Raw genomic sequence first — 26,880 nt, 5'->3', positions numbered from 1 at the left:
GAGGGGCGATGACGTTCGTGGCTCCCACGGCCGAGCAACTCGGCATCTACCTCGACCTGCCCGAGATCAACGGCGAGCGGGCCGACCTTCTCATCGAGCAGGCCGTCGCCTTGTGCGAGTCGGTCGTCAAGCCGCTGCCGGACCAGGCGACAGCTGTGGTGCTGTCGGTGGCGGGCCGCGCCTATGTCAACCCGCAGCAGGTGTCCTACGAGACGATCGGCCCGATGTCGGTGCAGAGGCCGAGCGGCTCGGGAGGCCTGTATCTGACGAAGGCCGACAAGGCGGCCCTCAAGTCGCTCGCCGGCCGCGGCGGGGCATTCACGGTCGATCCGACCCCAACGTCGGCCGACCCCTCGCCTACCTATCCAGTCAGCGAACCCTACGGCCCGGGAATGGTCTACGAACCGGGTTGGGGCTGGGTCTGATGCCCGGCCCGTACCCCTACGGAGAGACCATCCGCATCCTGCGTACCGGGGCCTCGCCCGGCCGGGATGAGCGGGGGCAGCCTCTGCCCGGCCCGGATGCGTCGTTCGACGTCGAGGGCTGCGTCGTCACCCCACGGGTCGAAACCCCCCAGGTCGGGGGAGATCAGCAGCAGGCCCGCGACACCGTGATCGTCGGTTGGACCGTGTACGTTCCGGCCGGCACTCAGTTGCACACCACGGACAAGGTGCGGATTCGGGGCGTCGTCTGCGAGATCACTGGCGAACCGGGCGACTGGGGGCGCAGCCCCTTCACCGGCACCCGCGGTCCGGTGCAGTTCGCTGCGGACCGGGTGACCGGCTAGCCGCGGGCCTGCTCCACGGCGGCGATCAGCTTGGTCGCCGCATCGTTGGAGCTCCTGCGAATGGACAGGCTGTGCGGGTCGGACTGCGGCGGCCTGCCACCAGCAAGCAGCCCTCCGGCTTCCGCCGCGGGTGCGCTGCCAGGCAGCACGAACTGGACGTAGCCGTGGAAGAGGCGGGTCGCCGGCTTCAGCCGCGTCCCTGTGACGTCCACCGCACGAATCTTGAACTGGGCTTCCGGCTGCCCGATCTGCCTCTTGACGATGGTGATCCATTCGCCGTCGAAGTGGATGCTTCCTTGCACGCCCTTGACGTCCATACCGCCCCCTAGTGAGAGGTGGTCATGATGCCCGCGAAGTTCAAGATGTCCAAGCGGGGCGTAGGTCAGCTCCTGCGCAGCGACATGATCCTCGCCGAGATGGTCCGTCGCGCCGAGGTCATCAAGGGCGTGGCCCAGGGCATCGCCCCCGTGGGCGGCCCTGCCGATCCGCACCGCGGCCTGTACAAGGACAGCTTCTTCGTGCAGCCGGTACGCCGTGGCGGTCGGCGCAGGGACCGAGCCGTCGCCATCGTGGGCAACACAGCCCCCTACGGCGCCCACGTGGAGTACGGAACCGAGCGGGTCCAGGCACACCACGTGCTGCTGCGCGCGGCGCAGGCGGGAGGCCGCTGATGGCAGACGTTGGCAGCGTCGATGTCGAGCTGGAGCTCATCAAGTGGCTGCAGGCCAAGGCAGGTCCGACGGTCGTTGTGCGGGACGAGGTCGACAACCACCTGCTTGAGGAGCTGCCCACGATCCAGGTGCAGAGGCTCCCGGCCGGCGGAGACGACGGCTTCCGGCTCGACCGGGCTCTGGTCGACATCGACGTGTACGACGCGACGCGCGCGGACGCCATCTCTCTTGCCGGCCAGGTCAGGGGATGGTTGCTAAGCGACCTGCCCGGCACGAAGACGTCGACCGCCGTGTTCGGGCGGGTCACGTCCACCCCGCCGCCGGCGGTCCGCCCCTACGAGAACACGTCCCTTCGCAGGGTTGGGGCGACCTACCAGATCTACAGCCACCCGGTTTCCTGACCGGCCCCTGGGCCCGCGCCGGACCCCCAGTATCCCGCCCGAGCGCGGGCCTCTTCCATGTCTGGAGACACCATGGTCAACATCACCCGCGCCGCGGATCTCACGATGGTCGGCGCCAACGGAGGCGGCTGGGTCGCGCCCGTCGGCACCCCGGCGCTCGCATCCCCGCTCACACAGCCGACTGACCCCTGGCAGGCCCTGGGCGCCATCTCCGACGATGGCCTCGTCAACGGCTGGGACGAGGAGTCGCAGCAGTTCACGCCGTGGGGCCTCACCTCGCCGTTCCGCACGCAGATCACCCAGTCCGTGCGCACGTTTTCCCTGACCGTCTGGGAGACGTCCCGACTCCCTGTGATGTCCCTGCACTACCGCATCGACGAGGCCGACCTCGCCCCCGTCGGCGGTATCACCAGCTTCGCGGAGACCGCCTCCCCGGTTCCGGACCGTCGCGCGTTCTGGTTCCTCGTCATCGACGGCGACAACTACCGCGGCTTCTACGTCCCCGAAGGCGAGATCAACGAGCGATCCGACGTCACGTACAAGCAGGACGAGATGTCCGGCTTCGAATGGACCATCACCACCTACCCGGACGCCGCCGGCAACACCGTGTACCACGTCGACAAGATCCCGGCGACGCCGAGCGACCCGCTCAGCTAACCCAAGACCGGGTGGGCGGGCTACACCGTCGGCGCGGGCCCGGCCCGCCCACCCTCCGTTCCCTTCTCTGCCCGCGCCATCACCCAGACGAAAGGCCCGCGCCATGACCACACCCGAAACCACGCCCGCCGAGGCCCAGGAAACCGAGGCGGCCGGCCACTACATCACGACCACCCTGGCCGGAAAGGACGTCGAGTGCGCCCCCAGCGGCGCTTGGCGCCAGTCGACGATGCGCAAGCTCCGCATCGGCGACATCGACGCCTTCATGGAAGACGTCCTGAGCCCCGAGTCCTACGACACGTACCTGGACCTCGACCCGACCAACGACGAGGTCGCCGCCTTCGCCAACGCCGCCGGCGAGGCGTCGGGCGAGCAGATGGGAAAGTCCAGTGGACCGTCGGCGTCGTCGAGGCGCACGCGGAAGCGGTAGAAGCCGACCTCGCCCGCTACTACCCGCGGGACGCCGACCAGATCGACGCATGGTGGCGCGGGGAGATGTCGTCGCGCCGCCTTCGCGTCCTCATCCAGCACTTGCCGCCCGAGTCGGCCACCATGACCGCACTGCGCAACGCCCTGAGCGCTGAGGAGTACGAGCGGCAGGCGCGCGGCGGCAAGCCGGAAGAGGGCCGCTGGTCGATGGGCGAGCAACTGCTCGCAGGGATCTCGGACGGCATCCGGGAGTTGCAGTACATCCTCGTGGTCGCCAACTCCAACGGGAAGGGCCGCAAGCCCCGCCGGCCGGAGCCGATCCGCCGCCCTGGCGTCACGCCCAAGCCAGAACGCGAACCCATGTCGGATACCGCCGCTGAGCGGCTGTTCACGCTGATCAACGGGGGCGCGTCCTGACGCGTTGAGAGGGGGCGGGCTATGGCCATCCAGGTCGGGTCGGTCGAGGTCGATGTCGTCCCCAACACTCGCGGCATCTACGCACAGCTGCGGTCTGGGCTGGTCCCGGCGGCGACGCGTGCCGGAACCGACGCTGGCAATGCCGCAGGCCGCTCGTTCGGCCCGGCCATGCGGGCTCAGGTCGGGGACATCGGTCTGCGCATCGGCGAGGAGATCGGGCAGCAGATCGCCAACCGGGTCACAGCGTCGATGCGGGACTCGGTGCGGGATGGCATCACTCAGGGCGGGCGGGCCGCGCGGCCCGCCGCAGCCCGTCAGGGCGATGACACCGCCGGCGCGTTCTCCCGCGCCCTGCGGGCCCGCCTGGAGGCGGCGTTCCGTAGCCTTCCGAGGATCGAGGTCGGCGTCGACACCTCCGAAGCGGACTCTGATCTGCAGGCCCTGCGCGTGCGCATGGAGGCCCTGGCGGGCAAGCGCGTCGGCATCGACATCGACGCGGGTGAGGCTCGCGCGGAGATCCGGCTGATCGAGGCCGAACTCACCCGCCTGGGCGCCGAGCATCCCAACGTGCAGGTTCGTGCCGACACGGCGACCGCTCTCGCCGAGCTGGCGGCCGTTCATGCGGCCATCGAGGCAGTGGACGGGCAACGTGTCCGGGTGGACGTCGACACGTCCGGGGCCCTGTCGGCTGTGCTCCACCTGGCCGTCGCCATCGGTGGTCTCGGCGCCCTGCCTGCGATCCCGGTGCTGGCGGCCGGCATTGGCGCCATCGGATCCGCTGCCGTGGCCGCCGCGGCGGGTGTCGGCGCCCTGGCTGCTGTGGCAGCTCCCGCGTTCGTCGGAATGGCCGGCGCTCTGCAAGCACAGAAGCAGGCGCAGGACGCCGCTACCACCGCCTCGCTCAAGGGGGGTCAGGCGGCAGCCGCCGGGGCGTCTCGCGCCCTTCAGGTGGCGGGCGCTCAGCAGGCTCTCGCTGCCGCGCACCGCAACGCCGCCCAGCAGATCCAGTCCGCGCAGGAGCAGGTGGAGCGGGCCGAGCGAGGCGTCGAGGACGCCGAGCGTCAGCTCGCCGCCTCCCAGAGGGAATCACGGCAGGCACAGCTCGACCTGGTGGCGGCCCGTCAAGAGGCTGCCCGGCAGCTTGAGGATCTCGCCGACCGATACGCGTCCGCCCAACTGTCTCAGCGCGACGCGGCCCTCTCTCTGGCCGAGGCTCAGCAGCGCCAGCGAGAGGTCGAGGCCGACCGGAAGTCGACGGTGCTGGACCGGCAGCGGGCTGCCCTGGCAGTGGCCCAGGCGACCCAGCGGCTTAAGGAGCAGACTACCGAGACGGCCCGGCTGAAGAGTGAGACGGCCGCCGCGAACAAGGCGGGGGTGAACGGCAGCAAGACCGTCCTGCAGGCGCAGGACCGGCTGGCGAAAGCCCAGGAGACGGTCCGCGACCACACCCGCGGAGTCGCCGACGCCCAGGACGCCGTCGTCAAGGCGCAGAGGAACGTCGCCCGAGCCCAGGCGCAGGCCGCAGACTCGATCGCATCCGCGCAACGCCAGATAGCCTCCTCGTCGCTTCAGGCGGCCGGAGGCGTAGATCAGGCTGCCATCGCGCAAGCCAAGTACCAGCAGGCCCTGGCGAAGCTGTCACCGGCGGCGCGCGGTACCTTCGACGCCTTCCTGGCTCTGCGGACCGCCTTCGACGGCTGGTCCAAGGCGCTGCAGCCGGCCGTCATGCCGATCTTCACGCGGGCCATCAACGGCGTGAAGAACAGCCTGCCCGGCCTCACGCCGATCGTCCTAGCGGCAGCCAAGGCCATCGGAATGCTGCAGGACCGGGTCTCCGCGGGCTTCAAATCCCCGTGGTGGAAGGAGTTCAAGGCCGACCTGGCCGGGGCTGTGACCCCTGCAATCGTGGGCCTGGGCGTATCCTTCGGGCGGATCTTCAAGGGCATGGCCGGAGTCGTACAGGCCTTTCTGCCGCACATGGAGTCCATCAGCCGACGCATGCAGGAGATCACCGGGCGGTTCGCCTCCTGGGGCACTGGCCTGAAGGGAAGCGCCAAGTTCGAGGGCTTCCTGGCCTACTCGGCGGAGCAGGCGCCGATCCTCGCGGAGGCTCTGGGCGACATCGGCAGCGCGCTTTACCAGATGGCCAAGGCTGCTGAGCCGCTCTCCGGCCCCGTGCTCGCCGCCCTGGGGGCAGTCGCGTCGGCGGTGGCCTCAATCGCCGAGACGCTGCCCTGGCTGATCCAGCTGTTGTATGCGGCGTGGGTGGCGACCAAGCTGTGGACACTGGCCATGATCGCTTTCAACCTGGTGATGAGCGCCAACCCGATCACTCTGATCGTCATCGGCATCATCGCTTTGGTGGCCGCGGTCATCTATGCCTACAAGCACTGGGGATGGTTCCGTGAAGCCGTCCAGGCGGCTTGGGCTGGCATTCAGGCATCTGCGATGTGGGCGTGGGAGAACGTCCTGAAGCCCGTGTTCAGTGGTCTCGTCGCAGCTTTCAAGGTGGTGGCTGCTGCAGCGACCTGGTTGTGGCAGAACGTCCTCGGGCCGGCATTCCGGTTCATCGGCGCCGCAGCCCGCATCCTCATCACGGTGATCCTGGTCGTCCTCGTCGCACCTTTCGTCATCGCTCTGAAAGCGATGGCGGCGGTCGGCACGTGGCTGTGGAAGAACGCCCTGAAGCCCGTCTTTGAGGGCATCGGGAAGCTGGCCGACTGGCTCTGGACGGTATGGCTGAAGCCGACCTTCGACAGCATCGTCACGATCCTGCAGTTCGTTGGCCGCATCGCCGTGTGGCTGTGGGAGAACGTGCTCGGGCCTGTCTTCGGCTGGATCGGCCGGGCTGCCAAGTGGATGTGGACCAACGCCCTCAAGCCGGCCTTCGACAGCTTCATCCGCGGCCTCGACGCTGTAGGCAAGGCTGCCAAGTGGGTATGGGAGAAGGTCTTGTCGCCGACGTTCACCTTCATCGGCGACAAGGGGAAGTGGCTGTGGGACAAGGCCCTCAAGCCTGCCTTCGACAACATCAGGAAGGGTGTCGACGCAGTCGGAAAGAGCTTCGACGACGCCAAGAACTTCATCGGCAAGGCATGGGGCGGCCTCCAGGAGATCGCGAAGAAGCCCGTCCGGTTCATCGTGGACAAGATCTACGACGGGGCGATCGTTCCCACCTGGAATCTGATCGCCGGCGCGTTCGGCGCCCCGAAGCTCGAAAAGATGAACCTCCAGGGCTGGGCCCGCGGCGGCATCCTTCCCGGTCAGTCCTCCTACCGGCAGGGCGACGACCAACTGGTGCCGATGCGCCGAGGCGAGGGTGTCTACGTGTCGGAGGCGATGCGAGACCCCTACGAGCGGGCGAGGCTCCACGCGGTGAACGCCGCCGCGATGAAGGGCAAGCCTCTGGACCAGTTCCAGGGATTCGCCAAGGGCGGCATCTTCGACTGGGTCGGCAAGGCAACGTCTTCGGCAGTGGACCTGGCCAAGAGCGGTGTCTCCTGGCTCAAGGACGGCGTGAAGGAGTCCGCAGCCGCCGGTCTGCGCAGGGTCGTCGAACCGCTGATCGCCAAGATCTCCGGGTCGGCATCCCTCTACCGCGACATGGTCACCGGCATCCCCAAGAAGATGATCAGCGCAATCCTGGGATACGGAAGTGAGGCAGACAAGCGCCTCGGCGCCGCAGGGATCGGAGGGGGAGGCTTTGCCAAGGGCCTCGCCTGGGCGCGGACCCAGGCCGGCCTGCCCTACCAGTGGGGAGGTAACGGCAACCCCAGCTGGGACTGCTCCGGGCTCGTTTCCGCTATCGAATCGGTCATCCGTGGCGAGACTCCTCACCGCAGGTGGGCGACAGGGGCGTTCAGCGGAAAGACGGCACCCCCTGGCTGGGTGCTCAACGGCCGCAGCCCCTACCGCATCGGCATCACGAACGCGGGCGTCGGCCACACGGCAGGCACCCTCAACGGCGTCAACGTCGAATCCCGAGGTGGCGACGGCGTTGTGATCGGCTCCAGGGCCAGGGCATGGAACGACAAGCTGTTCACCCACCACTACGCCTACATGGGCAAGTACGACTCCGGCGGCTACCTGCAGCCGGGCCTCAACCTTGCCTACAACGGCACCGGCCGGCCCGAGCCTGTCTTCACCACCTCGCAGGCAGCCGCACTACAGAAGGCCGCAGTGACACCGGGAGGGGGTGTCTTCGAGGGCGATCTGTACCTCGACTCAGGAGAGTTCATGGGCAAGGTCCACGGAGTCATGGGCCAGCGCGACCAGGCACTGCTCTCCGCGATTCGCGCCGGCCGAGGGAGGTGACCGTGGCGATCCCTGGGAACTTCCTGTCGGAATCGACGTCGTCGATGGACCCGTCGGTCTCCGGCTGGGTAGCGATGCTGAACTGCACCATCTCAAAGGGGACAGGCGGACGGGTGGGCGACGGATGCCTGTCCGTCCGCAGCGTCGCCGCCGGTGAGATGCAGGCCCGCACCGTCGCCTCGTACCCGGTCCTCCCAGGGACCGAGTACCAGGCATTTGCCGATGCCTCCGGCTCCACCGTGCCGGAGCGCATCGGCATCCGCTGGCTCAACGCTGCTTCGGCGGAGATCAGCATCAGCTGGTCGCTCACCACATCGGCAGCATCCAGCTCCTGGCATCGCATAGCCGTGGCTGATGTGGCGCCCGATGCCGCCGCACACGCCCAGGTCGTGTTCTCCTCCACGCCGGCTGCAGGCCTCGTCAGCTCCTTCTACGAGAACGTCTACCTGGGGCTGCCCGTCCGCACGACGGGCAACCTGCTGGCGGCCAACACAGAAACCAGCGAACGGGGCAGCAGCCTCGCTTACGTGGCTGTCACGAACTGCTCCATCTCCCGGACAGCGCCGCCGGTGACGTGGCCGGTCGACTACTACCTGGCTGGCGGCCACACCATCACGATGACCGTCACCGCGAACGGGCCGGCGGACTTCCGCTCCACCGACCTGGCGCCGGTGACTCCAGGCACGGAGTACCTCGCCTACGCCTACCTCAACCCGCCGGCATCCGGCACGGCAGCGTGGATCGAGCTGCGCTTCTACAACGCCTCGTCGGCGCAGATCCAGGCCACACGGTCCGTGCTGTCGGCGCCCGGCACCGGTTGGTACCGGCAGCGCGTTGCCGACTTCGCACCGGCAGGCGCCGCCTATGCGACCGTCGCGTTCGGCCTGTCAACCGCTACTGCGGGCCAGGTCATGCGCATCGATCAGTCCGTCGTCATCGTGGCACCGGACCTGCGTGAAGGAAGCGTCGTCCCTTACCGCGACGCCAGCTTCGAGCGGGACACGGGGAACTGGTCGGTCGTCTCCGGTGTCGCGACCCTCGCCCGCCTCACCCCTTGGGGCACGGACGGCCTTGAGGGCTCCTACTGCATGACCGTGTCGTCCGCGACGGCCACCACGTCAGTGATCCGCTCGCCGAGGTACGCGATCGGAGCGGCAGGCGGGCAGACGTGGATCTCCGAGACGGGCATGAAGGTGGCCGCCGGCAGCTTCAACTTCATCGCCACGATCCGCTACTACAACGCCGCCAACACCGAAATTGGGCAGGTCTCCAGCCGCAGTACGCCCGTACCGGCATCGGGCTGGTGGCTGATCACAGAGACGGGCAGCGCCCCGGCCGGCACCACGCAGGCCGCGATCGAGTACACGCTGGCCGCAACCAGCGCATCGTCCGTCCTGCGCATGGACAAGGTGTCTCTCTGGCAGACCCTCCCCATCACTGAGGTCACCGCCAACGACGACACCGCGTCCATCACCATCACCCTGCGAGAGCTGCCGACCACGGACACCATCACGGTGTGGCGCGTCACCGCCGACGGCACCCGCACCCTCGTCCGCGGACCGAACGGCCTCATCGACAGAGCAGTCACCACCTCTGATGTCCTGGTCATCGAGGACTACGAGGCGCCCCTCGGCGTCCCTGTCTCGTACTACTCCGAGTCCAGGAGCACCTCCAATGCCCTCACGGCGAGCCGGACGACAAGCGTCGTCACCCTGGCCGTGAGTGACCGAAACGAGGCGTGGCTGAAGGACCCGGCCCACCCGGAGCGCAACCTCAAGGTGCTTGTCCACCGGGCGCCGGACTGGGACCGGCCCATAGCGCAGGTCGAGCACCGGGTCCGCCGCCGCCGGAACTCGGTGATCTTCTCCGACGTCCGCGGTGGCCTCGAAGGGGACCTCTCCGTGTGGACCCGTACCGACGCGGAACGCGCCAGTCTGCACCGGCTGCTCGACTCCGGCAGTGTGCTGCTCTGGCAGGCCGCACCAGGGATGGGCGTCGACGACATGTACGTCAACGTTGGCCAGGTCCGCGAGAGCCGTGTCACCGACTACGCCCCCGAGCTGTGGCGCGCTTGGACGCTGCCTCTGAAGCAGGCCGACATGCCAGTCACCGTCGGCGTCGCCTCGTCCGCCGGCCGCACGTGGCAGGACATCCTCACCGAGAACGCCACCTGGGGCGACGTCCTCGCCAAGTACGCCACCTGGGAAGACGTCCTGTTCCACCGCCCGATCGGAGGCTGAATGTATCCGGTCTCTGCCCGTTTCCTGCAGCGGATTGTCGAGGACCACACTCCCATCACGGAGGTGGTCCTCTTCCGTACAGACGGCTCAGTCGAGCGCCTCGACCACGAAGGCGGCACGGTCACTGTCGACTGGGGCGCCCAGTGCCGCCGCACCTGCAACGTGACCGTCCCTGACCCCGTGCTCATCCCGCGGACCCCGACGGACAAGCTCGCCGTCTACGGGGCACGGCTGCGCATCTCCCGGGGTGTCGAGTACGCGGACGGCACGCAGGAACTCGTTCCGGTCGGTGTTTTCCGGCTGGACGAGGTCACGGGCGACGTGGACGACGGGCCGGTCACCCTCGGCGGCAAGAGCCTCGAATGCATCGTCGCCGACGACAAGTTCACCGCCGCCTACCGGGCCTCCGGTACGGCTGTGGGCGCGATCACCGCGCTCATCCAGAGGACGCTGCCCGACGCGATCGTGACGAGCACGGCCGCAGATGCGGCCATCGGGCCACGGACATGGGACGTGGAAGCCGACCCATGGGCCGCAGTCCTTGAGCTCGCCGCAGCGATCGGGGCAACCTGCTACTGCACACCGGACGGCGAATTCGTCATCGCCGAGCTACCCGACCTCACCACTGCAACACCTGCGTGGTCGATCGAGGCAGGTGAGGGCGGAGCATACATCCAGGCATCGCGCGGCATGACCGTCGACAACGTGCACAACGGCGTCCTCGCCCGCGGGGAGAACACCGAGAACAACATCGCCCCGGTCTCATCCCTCGTCGTCGACAATGACCCGACAAGCCCCACCTACTGGTCCGGTCCTTTCGGCCGGCGGCCGACGTTCTACTCGTCCAGCACGCTCATCACCACCAGCGCCTGCACCGCTGCGGCCACACTGCTGCTCCGCTCCGCACAGTCCCCGAACGCGTCCGCAGACATCTCTGCCCTGCCCAACCCGGCCCTCGAAGCCGGCGACATCGTCAGGGTCGTCTACCCGGACGGCACCAAAGAGCTCCACCAGGCAGCGAGCTTCTCCATACCCCTGGACATCGGCGGCTCCTTCACCTTGCAGACGATCAGCGCCAAGGAGGGCACATGACCTCCGGCTTCCAGGCCATCGCGATCGACCTCGCCGACGCCCTCCACGATGAGGCCCTTCGGGCCGGCGCCTCCTCTCCCGCTGTACGCGGGGCGACCTGGCAGACAGCCGTCATCACCGCTGTGGCCACCGACGGCACACTCACAGCCGCCGGCATCCCCGGCATCCGCCGCCTCGAGCGCTTCACTGACCCCGTCGTCGGTGACGCTATCGTCATCTCCCAAGCCCCGACCGGCGCCTGGATCGCCATCGACCGGCTCGCAGCAAGCGCCGGCGAGTGGACCGCGCTCACCCCCGCGGCCGGCTTCTCGGCAACCCCCGCCTACCAGTCACCGCGGTACCGGCTCGTTGGCCGGACCGTGCACATACAGGGCCACTTCACCAAGAGCACGACACTCGTGTCTGGTGACGTTTTCACGACCGTGCCGGCCGCGATCCGCCCGCCTGCAGATCACGACATGGTTGTTGTCGGCTCACAGGGCAACGCGGGCGCGAACATCGGGGCCTTCCGCGGGATCTTGAGGACCAACGGCAACTTCGAGTACCGCGGCCCCTCCGTCTCGACGATCGTCGCCATCCCCCCCACTACCTACTGGCTGAGCTGAGGAGAGCCCATGGCCACCGACGACTACTCCCAGGGCATCTCCATCGCCGACCTGACCAGCACCCCCAACGCAGAAACACTCGGCAAGAACATCGCCAACCCCCTCGCCGCCCGCTCCATCATGCGGTTCGCGTCCGCTTCCGCCCGTGCCGCCGCCCTCACCGGTGTTGCCGCGCCCGTCGAAGGCATGGCCACCTGGCTGCAGGACGTCAACCGCCTCTACGTGTACGACGGCAGCAGCTGGATCGAAATGTCCAGGGCCCTCACCAGCGAGTTCGTCGACGACACAACCAACCGCACCACCACCTCGACCAGCTACGGCAACTCCTCCTCCGTACTCTCCGACACCATCACCGGCCCCCCGTCAGGACAGATAGAAGTCACCATCGGCGTCCGCTGCGACAACTCCGGCGGCTCCAACACGCTCACCAGCTTCAACGCCAGCGGATCCGTCACGGGCTCCATCTACACCGCCAACGACGGTCAAGCGATCCAGTGGGCCGACACCCAGTCCGGCGGGCCACTCGGCATCACCCAGCTCATCAGCTGCGCTGTCGGCGAGACCGTCACCGTCACCCTTCAGCACCGAGTCATCGCCGGCACCGGAAACTTCCGCTACCGCTACCTGCGCCTCCGCCAGGTCTGACCGCCCAACCCATCCACGCCCGCCCCGCGCCGCTCGGCCCGGGGCTTCGTCATGAGAGAGGGGCCCGCCGTGCAGCTCGTCACCAGAGCCCAGTGGGGTGCCCGCGCCTACCGACTGCCGAGCGGGGCCACGCTGTATAGCCGCCCACGCCGCGGCGTGAAACTGCATTACCTCGGCACCCCATACACCGACCGTCCGCATGACCGGTGCGACGACTACGTCCGCCAGATCCAGGCCCAGCACATGGACGGCAACGGCTGGTCGGACATCGGCTACTCCTTCCTCGTCTGCACACATGGCTACGTGTACGAGGGCCGCGGCCTGCGCCGCCGCAACTCTGCGAACGGCTCGACCAGCTTGAACGAGCAGGACTACGCGGTCTGTCTGCTGGTCGGCTCGTCAGGGCTAACCGAGCCCACCAACGCCCAACTGCACGGGACGCGGGACGCCATCGAGTACTGCCGCGCAGAGGGACCGGCCGGGACATGGCTCGGCGGCCACCGAGACGGCTACGCCACCACCTGCCCCGGAGGACCCATCTACGCCTGGGCGCAGGCCGGTGCACCCCGCCCCACCACTGCCACTCCCGAGGAGGACGACGTGCCCCTGACCGACGCCGAGATCAAGAAGATCGCCCTGGCCGCCCGCGAGGAGGTCTGGGGCGTCCAGTGGAAGTCCCCCACCGACCCCGACGGGCCGCCTCGCCGCGCTGACGTGTTCGCCCGCTGGGCCGACGTCCGCCACCAGCGCGTCATGACCCAGCTCGCCGCCCTGGCGGCGGCCGTCGAGGCGCTCACCAAGCTCGTCGGCGAGGACGTCGACACCGAAACCGTCGTCGCCGCCGTGAAGGAAGCCATCCGCGACGCCGTCATCAAGGTCGACGTCGACATCAACGGCGCCCCCGCCCAGTAACGAGAGAAGAGAAGCTCATGACCGTCGACCTCGACCGCGCCTACTGGCTCGGCCTGCTCGTCTCCCTGGTGCTGCCCGTGCTCGTCGGGTTGGTCACGACCCGCGTCACCCACGCCGGCACCAAGGCCGTTCTGCTGCTCGCCCTGTCCACGCTGAACGGCTTCCTCGTCGAGCTCGCCAACCCGGGCCCCGGCTGGGATGCCAGCACCGCCGCTGTCCTCGCGCTCGTGTCCTTCGCTACCGGTGTCCTCGCCCACTTCGGACTGTGGAAGCCGACCGGCGTAAGCGGCAAGGCCCAGGACAGCCTCATCACCGGACGCTCGGCGCCCCGAGGGGTGTAGATGCGGTGCGCGGCGCTACGGCGCGCCCGCAAGCACCTGGGCCGTCGCGGCGGTTTCCTGCTCGTCCTCGGCGTCGGTAAGACGTGCTGGGGCGTGTCCTTCCTCGTGGACCCGCCCAGCGGTGAGGGACTGCACCTCCTGACCAGCATGTGCAGTCTGCGCCACTGGGCCTGGCTGTGGATCATCTGCGGGATCGTCACCACCTTCTCCGCGTTCCTCCGCGTCGGCCGTGACCGGTGGGGCTTCTACGCGGCACTCGTCCCCCCATCGGTCTGGGCCATCGCCTACCTGGCGGCAGTCCTGACCGGCGACTACTCCCGCGGCCTGTGGGTCGCGGTCTGGTACCTGACCTCCCACGTGGGAGTCATCATGTGGGCCGCGACGGTGCCCGAGTACTCGGTCCCCCCAGCTCGCCGCGGCCGGAGAGAAGAGGCCGGATGACCATCGGTGACTGGGCGGCCATTGTGGGGGCCGCCGGCGGCATTCTCGGCGGGGGCGGCGTGTTCGTCGCCCGCGCCACTGTCAAGGCCGCGAAGGCTTCTGCAGCCCCGCAGCAGCAGGCCGCCGACCTGGCCGTCCTGCAGGCAACGGTGAAGCGGGTCGACGAGGAGAACTCCGCTCTGCGCGGCAGGCAGGCCCGTTGTGAGTCCCTGCTGCGCGCTTTCTCCTGGACCGTCAACCGGTGGGCGGACCAGATGCACAAGTCGGGGATTGAACCGGTACCGGTGCACCCGCTCGTCGACGAGTACAACAGGACCGGAGTGTGACCATGCCCGAACCGCCAGTCCCGCGGCCCGTGCAACGCCGGGTCGACCCTGCCGCAGCCGACACCGAAACCCTCGTCGACATGGGTGTGCTTCCCGAGCAGCCCACCCCGCAGTACGAAGGACTCTTCGTCGAGCCCGACTGGCCCCAGGAGGAATGACACAGCCCCCGCCACGCATCGCGTGGCGGGGGCTTCTTGCTGTGCCAGAGTCAAACGATCTGGCGGGCGCGCCCGTCGTTCCGCGGTGTTCACCAATCGGTCGTTACGTGCGACGAGTGGGCGTCGGGGCAACTCGAGGGGTCGACTTCACTCAAACTGTTCATCAAAGGGTTCAACAACCGCTAGCGTTCAAGAAGACACCTCGCCCCCTTTGATGAAAGTGAGGCCGCATGGCCCTAGTTGGGCTTGTCCGCGTATCAACCGACAAGCAGAACGTCGACCGCCAGCACGACGCGCTCGACCCCATCTGCGTCAAGGTCTTCGAGGAGAAGGTCTCCGGCAAGCTCGCTGTCGATGAGCGACCGGGCCTGAGCGCCGCTCTCGACTACCTGCGTGAAGGTGACATGCTCACGGTGCAGGAAGTCGATCGACTCGGCCGTGACACCCTCACCGGCCTGATGACTCTCGCCGACCTCTTCGAGCGCAACGTGGCCGTGAAGGTCCTCGAAGGCGTGGGCGCCGGCGAGCACACCGAGATGAACCTGCTTCTTGAGCTCGCGCTGGTGCTCGCCTCGGAGCGGCGGCGGGACATCGTCCGGAAGACCAAGGATGGACTCGACGCAGCTCGAGCCCGCGGACGCGTCGGTGGGCGCCGCCCCGTGATGACCGAAGCCCTGACGATCCAGGCAGTCGCGCTCAAGCAGCAGGGGTTCACGCTCCGCCAGATCCAGCCGCACCTGAGAATCACGGAAGGCAAGAACAAGGGGAAGAACCCCAGCATCGGCGCCATCTCCCAAGCCCTCCGTGAGCACGAGGGCGCCTGCGAGGGGGTGGGATGATGGCCAACCCGCTCTGCTGGTACTGGCCCACCCAACCCTCCTCGACGAGCGAGGTACATCAGCGATTCAAAACGCGGATGGAGCGCAACGGGTGCACGCCCGAGCAGGTTGAGATCCTCTGGGCAATGGAGCGTGCGGCGGACGCCCGTGTCGGCAGCGGCGCAGGGGCTATCGCGGAGTGGCAGGACGGGCGTTGCGCGATCTGCGGCAAGGTCAGAGACCTCGTGTGCGACCACGACCACCGAACCGGCCTGGTCCGCGGCTGGCTCTGCCAGTCCTGCAATGCGGGCGAGGCAACCCACAGAGAAAAGGACACGATCTTCGAGCGGTACAGGCAGCGCCCGCCCGCAGCGATCCTTGGGGTGACCGATCTATACCTCAACCCCATCACAGGCGAGCACGCCCAGCCAGAACTGACCGCGGCGGAGAGTTACGAAGACCGCTGGACTGACGCCGCATCGAAGGACATTGGACTGTAGCCACACGGCGAAGCCCCGCCCTAGCTGGCGGGGCCGGTCGGCGGTTTGGTCACAGCAGGTCCTGCTTGGTGAGGGTTTCGTGCGGCCGCCAGCGGCCGTCTTCCCACTCCTCCACGCGAGCGCGTTCCGCAGTGGTGTCGAACAGGAACGCGCGCAGGGTCAACTGTGCGTCGTCCTCGCTCGTGCAGGCGAGCGATGTCTGGCCTCCGTCCCCTCCGAAGGCAGTGACTCGCCAGGGCTTGTCGGGACGTGACTCCATGACCGTTCCTCCGTGTGGTCCGAAAGCCGCGAGTGTAGCGAGGGCCGGTTGCTCGCAGCGCTTAGGGGAACGTTATGCGCTGAACCGGTCGGGCCGGTGCGACGAAAGCCGCTCCCGTTGTCACCACCTCGTGCCACACTGGTTCTGCGGCATCCGGGTGCGAGACCCGGCGCTCACGCCTCGCGCTGCTTGAGAGGTAGCCCGCCTAGCCTTCGGGCAGTCGGATGACTCCTGTGCCGTACAGCCCGCTCGTCTGCTACTGGGAAACCGTGGCACCCGGGAAGTCGCCGGCTCATAGCCGAGCGGGCCCCACGAAGCCCGCCCCCGACCTCACCGGGGGCGGGCTTCGTCATATGCCGTCGTCTCTTTCGTGCACGCCTCTAGCGCCAGGCCTGCCGCGGGTGCAGTCTGTGCGGCACGCGGTCCTGGCAGCCCACCCCCGGAGAGGGATCGCGCTTGGCCCCGTCTGCTTGTCCCAGCGGGCGGGGCCGCCCTGGCCTCCCGCTCCTCCCACGGGAGGCTCCAGGCGTGCGATCACGGGAGGTGTCTGCGTAGCCTGAGGTCAAACCCCAGGGGGGCGTCCTGGAGGTAGCGATGCCCCGTTCGATGTGGACCGGCGCGATCAGCTTCGGCCTTGTCACCGTGCCGATCAGCCTGGAGCCGGCGACCGAGTCGCACGACGTCCACTTCCGGCAGATCCACCTCGAGGACGGCGGCCGCATCCGCTACCAAAAGCGATGCGACATCGACGGCGAAGTCCTCACCGAGGACCAGATTGGCAAGGCATACGAGGTCGACGAGGACACCCTCATCCCGATCACGGACGAGGATCTCGCGAACATGCCGCTGCCGACGGCGAAGGCCATTGAGATCGTCGCGTTCGTCGATGCCGATAGCATCGACCCCGTCTCTTACGGCGCCGGCGACTACTACGCCCGCCCCTCGGGCCCGGTGGCTGCCAAGCCGTACACCCTTCTTCGCAAGGCCCTCGACCGCACGGACAAGGTGGCAGTGGCCAAGTACGCGCTCCGCGGCCGCGAGCGGCTCGGGCTGATGCGGCCCCTTGGCGAGGCCCTGGTGATCCAGGGACTGCACTGGGGGGACGAGATCCGCTCGCCCGCTGCGGTCGCCCCGCCTCGCACAGAGATCACCGAGCAGGAGATCGAGGGGGCGCTGGCACTGCTGGAGACGATGAGCCTGGAGCGCCTGGCCGACCTCGGAGACTGGCTGAAGGACCACTACACCGACGCGCTGTACGAGGTGATCGAGGCGAAGACCGAGCACCGCACGCCGAAGCCGGTTGCGGGAGAGGGGGCGCCGGCCGTGCCCGTGGTCGACCTGATGGCCGCCCTGGAGGCATCGGTGGCGAAGGCGAAGGAGTCCCGCAGCGAGGCGGGCGGTGCGCCGGGTACGGTCCACGAGTTGCCGAAGCCGAAGAAGAAGGCGCCCGCCAAGAAGGCCGCGGGGAAGAAGACGACCGCGGCCAAGAAGGCTCCGGCCAAGAAGACGGCACGGAAGCGAGCCTCCTAGGGGGTGCCTCCGCCGGGCAGCTTTCTGGGCGCCGGCTTGTCGATGCCGAGGCTGCCCCAGGGGTTGCAGATGGTGCACTGCACGAGGTCCGGGAACTCCTGGAAGGCGATCTTGACCTCTTCGAGGTTGAGGTACCCAATCTCGCCGTTGAAGATCGAGCAGTTCCCGCGGTGCAGGACCGGGTGGCCCTCGACGGCGCGGGCCGGCTGCAGCTTCCAGGACATCTCTCGGCGAGCGACTCCCCGGCGTCGCCGCTCCTCCGCCTCCTGGGCCTCGAGCTCGCTGATGGCACGGTCGGCCTGGGCTAGCTGATAGGCGAGCCATTCGCGGAGGGTGCGCTGTTTGGCTAGGCGCTCGGAGATGGTCAGGCCGTTCATGCTCCGGATGCTACGTCTGTTCGATTTCGGTGCGCCACTCTCACCGGAACCCGGGGCTGTCAGTGGCGCCCCGTACAGTGGATCCATCCCAATCGCGTCTTTTGGCTGACGCGGCTACCGGACCCGCCCCGGCGTGATGCACCGGGGCGGGGCTGCGTTTGGAGGCATTCGTGGATCTGGTGGAGTTCCTGACAGCCCGCCTCGACGAGGACGAGCGTGTGGCCCGCGACGCGCGACCCGCACGGGAGGACCCCTCCTCGGGAACATGGATTGCCTATACGCACGATCCGGGCCCGGCGGACCTGCAGGAGGCGTCTGTAGCGCTTGTAGGCGCCGTACCGGATGACCCATCAAGCACCGGTGGCATGGACTGGGCGGTCTGCGAGGCAGGGCAGGGGGTGCGGGCGGGGGCCATTTCGGCTCACCTCGCACTCCACGACCCAACTCGTGTCCTTGCCGAGGTCGACGCCAAGCGGCGGATCGTGGACGAGCACCCCAACGTGAACGACGGTGACTGCGGGGCGTGCGTCAAGGGGCACTGGGGCTATCCGACGCATGGCGGCAGCAGCCCGGAGCGGTGGCCGTGCCCGACGCTGCGCCTGCTGGCCCTGCCATATGCCGAGCATCCCGACTACGACGAGGCGTGGCGCCCGTAGCTCCCGGACCTGACGGTTCCGCCCCCGCCGAGTGCACATCTCGCCATCCGAGAGGAAGACTGGCTGCATGCCCGAGATCGAAGCCGTGACCGCCGACCGGCTGGACAGCCTGCTTACCGACGAATCCATCCCCGTCGCGCACCGCGCTCTGTGGGCAGCCCTCTGGGACGAGACGGGCCGCCTCGACGACCTACTGTCCGCTGACATCCGCGACATCGACTGGAAGGCCAGCACCTTCACCCTGCCCGCGGGGGCGAAGACGGATGCGGGTGGCACCGTGCCGGTCAGCGCCCGGACCATCGCGCTGCTGCGCGAGGCCGTGCAGGGGCGGGACGCAGGACCGCTGCTCACTGCTGGCAGCGGACAGGCTCTGTCGAGGGAACAGGCTGCTGCCGTCGCCCGGGAGGCGGGTGTCGGCATTCACGTATTCCGGCTGGGCGGTCAGAAGCATCGGCTGGAGAGAGCGTCGGCCTAGGCGCCACGAACGAGCCCCCACCTCGCCGAGGGAGGTGGGGGCTCTGTCATGCCCTACGCCCGGATGCCCCTGCCTGGATGCACCTGGCGTCTACTGCTCGGCCGGCGCCGGGTTCCTGACCCGCTTCTTCAGCGCCATCTCGACCTCGTAGCGGCTTTCGCCGGTGTTCTTCGCGTGCGCCGTGACCGCCGCCTGTACCGCCGCCGCGGTTTTGACGGTCAGTTGCCCGGCCTGAATCTCGGCCCATGCGTCTTGCTCGAGCTGGATGAGCCCGGCACTAAGTTCGATTGCCACGGGCGGATCCTAAGCCGCGAGCTCCTGCTCGGCGCGCAGCGCCTCGGCCCAGGCGACGACGAGCCGCTGGTATTCGGCGCCGGCCGCTGGCAGCCGGCCTGTGGCGGCCAACTCGCGGATCTGCTGGTTGAGCTCGGCCGCGGTCGGGCGGGGTACCTCGGGCGTCTCGGGCATGCGGCAAGCCTACGGCGAGGGTCGGACAGTCGGGAGCGGGTTAGAGGGTTGCCCTCACTCGCGGGCCTGTGAAGGTTGAAACGTTGTCGCCTGTACATAAATGTGGACTACAGACTTCCGTCAGCAGCGCGTTTCGGCCACACTCGTGACCACTTCCCTACATGCGGTGAGCGGTTAGCCGCCGACCGTCCACCTGTCCGCCGGGAGCACGAGATCAGCCACCTCTGTTACGGCCCCCGCGGCATCAAGCCGCGTCCGGTCCACCAAGAGCGCCAGGGCGCCTGTCGGCAGGCCCAGCAGGTGTGCCTCGTCGGGCGTCATCTTGTGCAAAGCGACAGAGATCCTGACCGACGCGTGGGTACGCCGCCGGCCGCGCCACCAAGAAGTGACGAGCATGGCGGGCCGGCCGTCCGGGTCGAGCAGCTCTGCGCATTCGCAGGCGACCTGCGTGCCGGGCTCACAGCGGAGCCGCATGGCGAGGTCTGTGTCGGCTCGAGGGCGCGAGCGCGTCACTTCGCCGCGACCGTGGGGCCACTCTGCGTCGGGGTCGGCAAGGGTGCGCACACCGGCAGGATGGCGGACGGTGAGCCTGTTGCGCGGCTGCCCTTCCAGGTGTCCGGACTCTCGCAGCATCTGCACGGCCCTGTAGGCAGCCCCATGCCCAGCACCCAGCTCGGCTGCGAGGGATCGATAGGACGGGAAAACGCTCCCGGCCGGGTAGACGCCCTCCTGGATGCGCTGCAGCAGTTGAGCGGCGAGCTTCTGCTGCAGCGCTTCTGCCATGTGCGACCCCTGCGACGATCTTGGAGAGGCCACCGTAGAGGGGGGTGTTCCGGCTGCTACGTGGCAGATAGCCTCATGTGTCCAGGGAGGCCATGCGGCAGAACGACTGGCATATGCCACTGGGCTAGGGGTACGTTGCAACAATCGAAAGCGTGTTCACCCGAATGGGTGAACATTGAATGACCATGGATCCGGCAGGTTAGGAGACGGTCATCTCCCCAAGGACGCGTCAAGGCTGATCCAACCCTGGCCCGCTTGTTGGCGGCCGAGACGCGAGGTGGCCCCCCTCCATCAGCCGGAGGGGGGCCGCGCTCATTCTTCACCCTGCAGCGGGGCTACGCACTCTCCGGTTGGGAGATTCTTGGGAGATGATCTTGCGGGTGCATGCCGGAGGAACCCGGAGAAATCCTGAGAAGCGCGGGGGAGTGGCGACTCGCGCCCAGGGATTCTCCGCGGTTCGACTCCTTGTCCTGCAAGTGCCAAGCTCGGATCGGCCATCTACACCATCTTCGAGGGCACGAGCGAGATCCAGCGCCTGGTCATCGCCCGCACCCTCTCCGGCATGCCGATCCGCTGACGCGTGCGGGGACCGGGGCCGGGGCCCCGGGCTCACACCACGCAGAACTCGTTGCCCTCGGGGTCCCGGAGCACCACCGCGTAATAGTCCATGCCCTCCGGCTCGTCCATCGCGTACAGCACCGAGGCGCCCAGCTCCGTCAGCCGGGCGACCTCGGCGTCCACCCGCGCGCGGCGGACGGCGAGCGGCACACCGCGGCCCCCGCCGACCTTGAGGTCCAGATGGAGCCGGTTCTTGACCGTCTTGGGCTCCGGCACCCGCTGGAACCAGACACGGGGGCCGGCCCCCTTCGGATCGACGATCGACTCGGGCAGCTCCCCGGCGCCGTCCCCCAGCTCGTCCTCGGGCACGCCGATCGCCGTCCAGTACGCGTGCCAGCTCGGGTGGCCGTCCGGCGGCGGCTCCGGCACATAGCGCAGGGCCTCGGCCCAGAAGGCGGCCAGCCGCTGCGGGTCCGCGCAGTCGACGGTCAACTGCAGGGTCATCTCAGGCGGGTCGGTCTCGGATGCGTCCATGAAGGCAGCGTCGCAGACACCACTGACAACGTCCGGACCGAGGCCGCCGCACGGTTGACGCGCGGCCGCCGCGCCGCCTACCGGCGGGTCGGTTCCTGCGGCAGAATCGCGAGGCCACACGCTCCTAGGGGGACACCACGATGGCGATACCCGAACTCACGGGACTCCCACTGCTCGGCTCACTGCTCGACCTCAGGAACGACTCGCTCGGCACCTTCCTGAGGGCCCGGCGCGACCACGGGGACGTCGTCCGGATCAGCGCGGGCCCGCCCGGCATGCGGGGCACCGTCCACTGCGTGTTCTCCGCCGAGGGCGCCCAGCAGGTCCTGGCCGGCGACGCCGCCAACTTCCGCAAGGACAACGCCTTCTACCAGGAGATCCGCGAGTCCTTCGGCAACGGGCTGCTCACCAGCCAGGACGGCGACTACCTGCGCCAGCGGCGGCTCGTGCAGCCGCTCTTCACCCGCCGCAGCGTCGACACCTACGCCGCCGCCGTGGCCGCCGAGGTCACCCGGCTCACCGACGGCTGGCGCGAGCGGGCCGAGGAGACCGTCGACGTCGTCCACGAGATGACGGGGCTCGCCCTGCGGGCCGTCGCCCGCATCCTCTTCGGCACCGACGTCGAGGAGGCCGTCGGCATCGTCGAGCGCTGCTTCCCGGTGCTCGGCGCCTACGTCTCCAGCCGCGGCTTCGCGCCGCGCAAACTCCCGCGCGACTGGCCCACCCCCGGCAACCGGCGGGCCGCCGCCGCCCATGAGGAGCTGTACGCCGTCTGCGACCGGATCATCGCGGAGCGCCGCGCGGCCGGGACCGACGGCGCCGGGCAGGACCTGCTCACCCTCCTGGCCGCCGCCGGCAGCGACGAGGACGGCGGCTTCGACGCGACCGAACTGCGCGAACAGGTCCTGGTGTTCCTGCTGGCCGGCCACGAGACCACCGCCACCTCCATGGGCTTCGCCCTGCACCTCCTCGCCCGCCACCCCGAGGAGCAGAAACGCGCCCACGAGGAGCTCGACCGGGTCCTCGCCGGCCGCACGCCCGACGCCGCCGACCTCGACGCGCTGCCCCACCTCACCCGGGTCCTCAAGGAGGCCATGCGGCTCTTCCCGGCCGCCCCGGCCATCGGCCGCAGGGCCGTCGCCGCCACCGAGATCGGCGGCCACACGATCCCCGCCGGCGCGGACGTCATCGTCTCCCCGTGGGTGACCCACCGTCACCCGCGCTACTGGGACGACCCCGAGCGCTTCGACCCCGACCGCTTCACGCCCGAGGCCGAGGCCGCGCGCCCCCGCTACGCCTGGTTCCCCTTCGGGGGCGGCCCCCGCGCCTGCATCGGCCAGCACTTCTCGATGCTGGAGTCGGGCATCGCCCTGGCGATGATCCTGCAGTCCTACGAGCTGGAGGCGATCGACACCGAGGTCCCGCTGGGTTCCGCAATCACCCTCCAGGCCCTCGGTCCGGCCCGCTGCCGGCTGAAGGCCCGTACCTGACCGGCGTACCTCAGGCGGAACAGGTGGTGCCGGGGCGGACCTTCGTCAAGGAGACGAGATAGTCCTCGACCTTCCGGTCGACGCAGGCGTTCCGGCCGTAGCCGGTGTGGCCGGCCGCGTCGAAGGACAGCAGCATGCCGCCGGGGAACTGCCGGGCCAGGCTCACCGCCTCGTCGTAGGGCGTGGCCGGATCGCCGGCCGTGCCCACGACGAGGACCGGGGGGACGCCGTCGGCGTTCACCCGGTGGGGGCGCTGACGGCCGGCCGGCCAGTCCTTGCAGACCAGTTCGCCGGTGACCCCGGTCGTGCCGTACGCACCGGCGGCGCGATGGGCGGGGGCGAGCGCGTCCCAGTAGGCCCGCTCGTCACGGGGGTGCGGGACGTCGAGGCAGTTCACCGCGATCAGGGCCGCTTCGGAGTTGTCGGCGGGGACGTCGGGCTCGGCGGGTTCGGAAGGCCGGGCGGTGGGCCGGGCAGCCTCGGCCGGCTCCTCGGAGGCGCCCTCGCCCTCCTCGCCTTCCTCTCCTCCGCCGGCCTCCGCCTCCTGCTCCTGCTCCTCCGTCTCCTCGGCCAGGGCCGCCAGGGCGGTGCCGTCCCCGCCGTCCGCCGCCCGCAGCGCCTCGGACAGGCCCTCCCACTGCTCCTCCGGCGTGTACATGGACAGCGCGAGCGCCGAGACCACGCCGGCGGCGTCGAGACCGTCCTCGGAGCCGTCCACCGGCAGCGGCTCGCGCTGGGCCCGCCGCACGAGCCGGTCGATCAGCGCCCGTATCTCCTCGGGCGTGGCCCCGGGACAGCCCGCGCCGACCGTGTCCGCGCAGGAGTCCGCGTAGGCGTCGACGGCCTTCCGGAAGCCCGTGGACTGGCTCAGCGTGCGCTGCCGCCAGTCGAGCGACGGATCGACCGCCCCGTCCAGGACCATCGCCCGCACCCGGCGCGGGAACTGCTCGGCGTACGAGGTGCCCAGGCTCGTCCCGTACGACCAGCCCACGTACGTGAGCTTCCGCTCGCCGAGCGCCGCCCGCAGCACGTCCAGGTCCCGCGCCGCGTCGTCCGTCCCGACGTGCGGCAGCAGCGGCCCGCTGGCCTCGACGCACGCCTCGGCCGTGGTCCGCGCCTCGGCCAGGGCGGCGGCGCGCTCCGCCGCGGTACGGGGATAGAGCGGCGCGGCGGCCGCGTCCGGCGCCTCCTCTTCCTGCCCCTCCTCCTCGTCGTCCTTCGTACGGCAGGTCAGGGCCGGGCGGCTCTCGCCGACGCCGCGCGGATCGAACGCCACGATGTCGAACCGCTCCCGCACCCCGCGCCCGAGGTCCTCCGCGAGGCCGTCCCGGAGCGCCTGCACGCCGCGCTCTCCCGGCCCGCCGGGGTTGTAGAGGAGGGCGCCGACGCGGCGCCCGGCCGTGGCGGTGGCCGCCTTGGCCACCGGCAGCACGAAGGTCCTGCCGTCGCCGGGCCGGGAGTAGTCCATGGGCACGGTGAGCGACGCGCACTCCAGCTCGCCGCACGCCCGCCAGGCCAGCTTCTGCCCGTAGAAGCGCCGCAGTTCGGGCCGCTCCGCCGGATCGGCGCCGGCCGCCGCTTCCGGCCCCGACCGCCCGCGGTCCGGGCCGGGCCCGGCGGTGCACGCGGCCAGGGAGGTGGTGCCGAGGACGGCGAGGGCGACGAGGAGGGCCGCGCGGTGGCGGCGGCGGACGTCGGGGCGGATCACGGGAACACTCCTTCGGTGGTCGGTCCACCGAAGGATCACGCGCGCATGCTGAGGTTTTCCTGAGGGCCGCCCGCGAGCCCGGCGGAGCCGCGGTCCCGAGCCGGTCCTCAAGCCGGTCCCGAGTCGGTCCGCAGCCTGCCCGGTCCTGAGCCGGTCCCGCACGTCAGGAGCCTGCCCGGAGCCGGTCCGGCGGCCTGCCGGAGCCCGCGCGGAGCCTCACTCCGACGTCGGCAGGCGCAGCACGAAGCGGGCGCCACCGCGCGTACCGCGCTCCGCCGTGAGCGTGCCGCCGTGGGCGTGCGCGACCCAGGACGCGATGGACAGACCGAGGCCGGTGGAGCCGGAACCGCTGCGGAAGCGGTCGAACAGGGCGCCCGCGACCTCCGGCGGCAGTCCGGGTCCCGCGTCCTCGACCGTCAGCGTCCCGTCACCGCCGACCGTGACCAGCACGTCCGCCGGCCCGCCCGGCGCACGGCCGTGCGTGAGGGCGTTGCCCAGCAGATTGGCCACGGCCCGGCGCACCAGGTCCGGATCGGCGACCACGACCGTGTCCTCCGCCTCGACCCGGACCCGGTGGCCCTCCGTCGGAGCCTCCTCGACCACCGCCTCCACGAGCTGGTCGAGCCGCAGCGGCTGGCGCGCCGGGGCGACCGTGCCCGACATCAGCCGGGCCCGGGTGAGCAGACCGTCGACCAGCTCGCCCATGCCCTCCGCCAGGCGCAGGGTGCGCCGGTGCACGTCCGTGCTGTCCGTCTCGCCGCGCAGCGCCGTCTCCGCGAGCGTCCGCAGCGAGGCGGCCGGGGTGCGCAGATCGTGGGCGGCGTCCGCGAGGAACGCCTCCTGCTGGGCCAGCGCGACCAGGGCCGGACGGACCGCCCGGCCCGACAGGACATGGCCGACGCCGGCCGACAGGAGCACGAGCAGCGCGCAGCCGCCCGTCACCAGCCACACCAGGCGCCGGTGGTCGTCCCGCTGCGCCGTCGCGTCGGCCACGGTCACCAGCACGCCCTGCGGAGCCTCGTCCTCCGCCGCCTCGGCGTCGTAGAAGGGCATCGCGAACACCCGTACCGGCGCGCCGCTCGTCGACCGCCGGTCGAAGCCCCGCCCCTCCTCGGCCCGCACCGCCGCGCGGCCGGCCGCCAGGACGACCTCCCGGTCCACGGCCAGGCACGGTTTCGCCGGGGCGTGCCGCACGGTCAGGCCCCGGCCGGCGACCAGGAGCACGGTCAGCGGCGGGCAGTCGATGTTCATCGTGTCCGCCAGTACGGACGTGTCGAGCCGGCCGTCCGCGTCGGTCTCCAGGAGGCCGAGGGCCCAGCTCGTGTCGGCGTCCATCGCGTGGTCGAGCTGCTCCCGCCAGCGACCGCTGTCGCTGCGCACGGCGAGCACGGCCATGGTGATCAGCCCCAGGGCGCTGGTGAGCGCGAACAGCAGGCTGATCCGCCGGCGCAGCCGCAGCACCCGCGCGCTCGGCGTGAGGGGCGTCGCACGCCGGCGGAGGCTCACCGGGCGTCGCCGGGCGCGAGCCGGTAGCCGACCCCGCGCACGGTGTGGATCAGCGGCGGTTCGCCGAGTTTGCGGCGGAGCTGGGACACCAGCACCTCCAGGACGTTGGACTGCGGCTCGGCCATCTCGTCCCAGCAGCTCTCGATCAGCTCCGCCCGGGGGACCGCCTGGTCGGCCCGGGCCGCGAGGACCTCCAGGACCGCGAACTCCCGGCCGGTCAGCGTCAGCAGCACACCGCCCCGGCGGACCTGGCGGCGCGCGGTGTCGATCTCCAGGTCGCCCACGCGGTGCACGGGCGGGCGGACCACCGCGGCCCGGCGGCACAGGCTGCGCACCCGGGCGACCAGCTCGGGCACGGCGAACGGCTTCACCAGGTAGTCGTCACCGCCGCTCGCGAAACCCTCCACCCGGTCCGCGACCGTGTCCCGCGCGGTCAGGAACAGCACCGGCACCTCGCGGCCGGTGCGCCGCAGCCCGTCCACGTAGGCGGCGGCGTCCCCGGAGGGCAGCATCCGGTCGAAGACGGCGCAGTCGTACGCGGTGACGAACAGCGCCTCGTCCGCCTGCGGCAGATCGCCCGCCTCGTCGACGGCGAGCCCGGCGGCCCGCAACGCGGCGGCCACCCCGAACCGGAGGTTTTCGTCGTCCTCGACGAGCAGTACACGCACCCCGTCACCCTAGGCGGTCCCTGTCGCCTCGGACCGCGACCCCGGGCCGCGCCCCCCGGGCCACGGGCCGGGCGCCGACGACCCCGGCCGTGACGCCTGGCCACGGGCCGGGTC

At 69.9% G+C, this 26,880-nt stretch carries 33 protein-coding genes; 23 read left to right on the top strand and 10 right to left on the bottom strand.

Features of this window, described 5'->3' with window-relative positions:
• Positions 1 to 8 precede the first annotated feature (8 nt).
• Complete coding sequence (locus ABZ135_RS01230; protein WP_356690517.1) at positions 9 to 425, top strand: hypothetical protein; 417 nt, start codon at positions 9 to 11, stop codon at positions 423 to 425.
• Positions 425 to 787: a hypothetical protein gene (locus ABZ135_RS01225; RefSeq protein WP_356690515.1), complete on the top strand. Its 363-nt coding sequence runs from the start codon at positions 425 to 427 to the stop codon at positions 785 to 787. The genes ABZ135_RS01230 and ABZ135_RS01225 overlap by 1 nt, the downstream gene beginning before the upstream one ends.
• On the opposite strand, the gene ABZ135_RS01220 is transcribed toward ABZ135_RS01225, so the two are convergent.
• Complete coding sequence (locus tag ABZ135_RS01220) at positions 784 to 1,104, bottom strand: DUF4429 domain-containing protein (protein WP_356690513.1); 321 nt, start codon at positions 1,102 to 1,104, stop codon at positions 784 to 786. The genes ABZ135_RS01225 and ABZ135_RS01220 overlap by 4 nt on opposite strands.
• Positions 1,105 to 1,131: 27 nt before the next feature.
• Here ABZ135_RS01220 and ABZ135_RS01215 point away from each other — a divergent pair, with 27 nt between their 5' ends.
• From ABZ135_RS01215 to ABZ135_RS01135, 17 genes are all read left to right on the top strand, one after another.
• Positions 1,132 to 1,458, top strand: a complete 327-nt coding sequence (locus ABZ135_RS01215) for an HK97 gp10 family phage protein (protein WP_356690511.1) — start codon at positions 1,132 to 1,134, stop codon at positions 1,456 to 1,458.
• The gene (locus ABZ135_RS01210) at positions 1,458 to 1,859 is read left to right on the top strand and encodes a hypothetical protein (RefSeq protein ID WP_356690509.1); all 402 of its coding nucleotides are present in this window, start codon (positions 1,458 to 1,460) and stop codon (positions 1,857 to 1,859) included. Before ABZ135_RS01215 ends, ABZ135_RS01210 begins: the two co-directional genes overlap by 1 nt.
• Positions 1,860 to 1,916: 57 nt before the next feature.
• Positions 1,917 to 2,516, top strand: a complete 600-nt coding sequence (locus ABZ135_RS01205) for a phage tail protein (RefSeq protein ID WP_356690507.1) — start codon at positions 1,917 to 1,919, stop codon at positions 2,514 to 2,516.
• 103 nt (positions 2,517 to 2,619) lie between these two features.
• Entirely contained in the window at positions 2,620 to 2,946 is a 327-nt protein-coding gene (locus tag ABZ135_RS01200) for a hypothetical protein (protein ID WP_356690505.1), read from the top strand.
• A 65-nt stretch (positions 2,947 to 3,011) separates the two neighbouring features.
• The gene (locus tag ABZ135_RS01195) at positions 3,012 to 3,362 is read left to right on the top strand and encodes a hypothetical protein (protein WP_356690503.1); all 351 of its coding nucleotides are present in this window, start codon (positions 3,012 to 3,014) and stop codon (positions 3,360 to 3,362) included.
• A 21-nt stretch (positions 3,363 to 3,383) separates the two neighbouring features.
• On the top strand, positions 3,384 to 7,676 hold the full coding sequence (locus ABZ135_RS01190; RefSeq protein WP_356690501.1) for a hypothetical protein: 4,293 nt from the start codon (positions 3,384 to 3,386) through the stop codon (positions 7,674 to 7,676).
• 113 nt (positions 7,677 to 7,789) lie between these two features.
• Positions 7,790 to 9,916, top strand: a complete 2,127-nt coding sequence (locus ABZ135_RS01185) for a hypothetical protein (RefSeq protein ID WP_356690499.1) — start codon at positions 7,790 to 7,792, stop codon at positions 9,914 to 9,916.
• Positions 9,917 to 11,008, top strand: coding sequence for a DUF5047 domain-containing protein (locus ABZ135_RS01180; RefSeq protein WP_356690497.1), 1,092 nt, complete (start codon positions 9,917 to 9,919; stop codon positions 11,006 to 11,008).
• On the top strand, positions 11,005 to 11,613 hold the full coding sequence (locus ABZ135_RS01175) for a hypothetical protein (protein ID WP_356690495.1): 609 nt from the start codon (positions 11,005 to 11,007) through the stop codon (positions 11,611 to 11,613). Before ABZ135_RS01180 ends, ABZ135_RS01175 begins: the two co-directional genes overlap by 4 nt.
• 9 nt (positions 11,614 to 11,622) lie before the next feature.
• Positions 11,623 to 12,258 carry a hypothetical protein gene (locus ABZ135_RS01170; RefSeq protein WP_356690493.1) on the top strand — a complete coding sequence of 212 codons (636 nt, stop codon included), beginning with the start codon at positions 11,623 to 11,625 and terminating at the stop codon, positions 12,256 to 12,258.
• A 69-nt stretch (positions 12,259 to 12,327) separates the two neighbouring features.
• The gene (locus ABZ135_RS01165) at positions 12,328 to 13,170 is read left to right on the top strand and encodes an N-acetylmuramoyl-L-alanine amidase (protein ID WP_356690491.1); all 843 of its coding nucleotides are present in this window, start codon (positions 12,328 to 12,330) and stop codon (positions 13,168 to 13,170) included.
• A gap of 17 nt (positions 13,171 to 13,187) precedes the next feature.
• Entirely contained in the window at positions 13,188 to 13,511 is a 324-nt protein-coding gene (locus ABZ135_RS01160) for a hypothetical protein (RefSeq protein WP_356690489.1), read from the top strand.
• On the top strand, positions 13,512 to 13,952 hold the full coding sequence (locus ABZ135_RS01155; RefSeq protein WP_356690487.1) for a hypothetical protein: 441 nt from the start codon (positions 13,512 to 13,514) through the stop codon (positions 13,950 to 13,952).
• Positions 13,949 to 14,278 carry a hypothetical protein gene (locus ABZ135_RS01150; protein ID WP_356690485.1) on the top strand — a complete coding sequence of 110 codons (330 nt, stop codon included), beginning with the start codon at positions 13,949 to 13,951 and terminating at the stop codon, positions 14,276 to 14,278. Before ABZ135_RS01155 ends, ABZ135_RS01150 begins: the two co-directional genes overlap by 4 nt.
• 2 nt (positions 14,279 to 14,280) lie before the next feature.
• Positions 14,281 to 14,436 (top strand): hypothetical protein, encoded by a 156-nt coding sequence (locus ABZ135_RS01145; protein ID WP_356690483.1) that lies wholly within the window; start codon positions 14,281 to 14,283, stop codon positions 14,434 to 14,436.
• A gap of 230 nt (positions 14,437 to 14,666) precedes the next feature.
• Positions 14,667 to 15,275, top strand: a complete 609-nt coding sequence (locus tag ABZ135_RS01140) for a recombinase family protein (RefSeq protein WP_356690481.1) — start codon at positions 14,667 to 14,669, stop codon at positions 15,273 to 15,275.
• Complete coding sequence (locus ABZ135_RS01135; protein ID WP_356690479.1) at positions 15,275 to 15,754, top strand: endonuclease domain-containing protein; 480 nt, start codon at positions 15,275 to 15,277, stop codon at positions 15,752 to 15,754. The genes ABZ135_RS01140 and ABZ135_RS01135 overlap by 1 nt, the downstream gene beginning before the upstream one ends.
• A gap of 49 nt (positions 15,755 to 15,803) precedes the next feature.
• Here the strand turns inward: ABZ135_RS01135 and ABZ135_RS01130 are convergent, their stop codons facing one another.
• Entirely contained in the window at positions 15,804 to 16,013 is a 210-nt protein-coding gene (locus ABZ135_RS01130) for a hypothetical protein (protein WP_356690477.1), read from the bottom strand.
• A 594-nt stretch (positions 16,014 to 16,607) separates the two neighbouring features.
• Between ABZ135_RS01130 and ABZ135_RS01125 the strand changes: the two genes are divergently transcribed.
• On the top strand, positions 16,608 to 17,543 hold the full coding sequence (locus ABZ135_RS01125; protein ID WP_356690475.1) for a Ku protein: 936 nt from the start codon (positions 16,608 to 16,610) through the stop codon (positions 17,541 to 17,543).
• Here ABZ135_RS01125 and ABZ135_RS01120 read toward each other — a convergent pair.
• Entirely contained in the window at positions 17,540 to 17,920 is a 381-nt protein-coding gene (locus ABZ135_RS01120) for a DUF6233 domain-containing protein (RefSeq protein WP_356690473.1), read from the bottom strand. The two genes, ABZ135_RS01125 and ABZ135_RS01120, sit on opposite strands and share 4 nt — an antisense overlap.
• A 170-nt stretch (positions 17,921 to 18,090) precedes the next feature.
• Between ABZ135_RS01120 and ABZ135_RS01115 the strand changes: the two genes are divergently transcribed.
• Both ABZ135_RS01115 and ABZ135_RS01110 read left to right on the top strand, forming a co-directional pair.
• Positions 18,091 to 18,576 carry a DUF6221 family protein gene (locus tag ABZ135_RS01115; protein ID WP_356690471.1) on the top strand — a complete coding sequence of 162 codons (486 nt, stop codon included), beginning with the start codon at positions 18,091 to 18,093 and terminating at the stop codon, positions 18,574 to 18,576.
• A gap of 67 nt (positions 18,577 to 18,643) precedes the next feature.
• A complete protein-coding gene (locus ABZ135_RS01110) occupies positions 18,644 to 19,051 on the top strand; it encodes a hypothetical protein (RefSeq protein ID WP_356690469.1) in 408 nt (135 codons plus the stop codon).
• Between the two features lie 90 nt (positions 19,052 to 19,141).
• Here ABZ135_RS01110 and ABZ135_RS01105 read toward each other — a convergent pair whose 3' ends face one another.
• From ABZ135_RS01105 to ABZ135_RS01090, 4 genes are all read right to left on the bottom strand, one after another.
• Positions 19,142 to 19,345: a hypothetical protein gene (locus tag ABZ135_RS01105; protein ID WP_356690467.1), complete on the bottom strand. Its 204-nt coding sequence runs from the start codon at positions 19,343 to 19,345 to the stop codon at positions 19,142 to 19,144.
• Between the two features lie 9 nt (positions 19,346 to 19,354).
• Positions 19,355 to 19,519, bottom strand: a complete 165-nt coding sequence (locus tag ABZ135_RS01100; RefSeq protein WP_356690465.1) for a hypothetical protein — start codon at positions 19,517 to 19,519, stop codon at positions 19,355 to 19,357.
• 174 nt (positions 19,520 to 19,693) lie between these two features.
• Positions 19,694 to 20,302: a GntR family transcriptional regulator gene (locus ABZ135_RS01095; protein WP_356690464.1), complete on the bottom strand. Its 609-nt coding sequence runs from the start codon at positions 20,300 to 20,302 to the stop codon at positions 19,694 to 19,696.
• 609 nt (positions 20,303 to 20,911) lie between these two features.
• Entirely contained in the window at positions 20,912 to 21,394 is a 483-nt protein-coding gene (locus tag ABZ135_RS01090; RefSeq protein WP_356690462.1) for a VOC family protein, read from the bottom strand.
• A 140-nt stretch (positions 21,395 to 21,534) separates the two neighbouring features.
• Here ABZ135_RS01090 and ABZ135_RS01085 point away from each other — a divergent pair, with 140 nt between their 5' ends.
• The gene (locus tag ABZ135_RS01085) at positions 21,535 to 22,884 is read left to right on the top strand and encodes a cytochrome P450 (protein WP_356690460.1); all 1,350 of its coding nucleotides are present in this window, start codon (positions 21,535 to 21,537) and stop codon (positions 22,882 to 22,884) included.
• A 10-nt stretch (positions 22,885 to 22,894) separates the two neighbouring features.
• Here the strand turns inward: ABZ135_RS01085 and ABZ135_RS01080 are convergent, their stop codons facing one another.
• The 3 genes from ABZ135_RS01080 to ABZ135_RS01070 form a co-directional block, all read right to left on the bottom strand.
• On the bottom strand, positions 22,895 to 24,592 hold the full coding sequence (locus tag ABZ135_RS01080) for an alpha/beta hydrolase (protein ID WP_356690458.1): 1,698 nt from the start codon (positions 24,590 to 24,592) through the stop codon (positions 22,895 to 22,897).
• A 216-nt stretch (positions 24,593 to 24,808) separates the two neighbouring features.
• The gene (locus tag ABZ135_RS01075; protein WP_356690456.1) at positions 24,809 to 26,098 is read right to left on the bottom strand and encodes a HAMP domain-containing sensor histidine kinase; all 1,290 of its coding nucleotides are present in this window, start codon (positions 26,096 to 26,098) and stop codon (positions 24,809 to 24,811) included.
• The gene (locus ABZ135_RS01070; protein WP_356690454.1) at positions 26,095 to 26,766 is read right to left on the bottom strand and encodes a response regulator transcription factor; all 672 of its coding nucleotides are present in this window, start codon (positions 26,764 to 26,766) and stop codon (positions 26,095 to 26,097) included. Before ABZ135_RS01070 ends, ABZ135_RS01075 begins: the two co-directional genes overlap by 4 nt.
• Positions 26,767 to 26,880 lie beyond the last annotated feature (114 nt).

This window comes from Streptomyces sp. NPDC006339, assembly GCF_040612775.1.
Taxonomy (GTDB): Bacteria; Actinomycetota; Actinomycetes; order Streptomycetales; family Streptomycetaceae; genus Streptomyces.
Note: the sequence above shows the minus strand (reverse complement) of the source record. Positions and strands in the feature narration are given on the sequence as shown.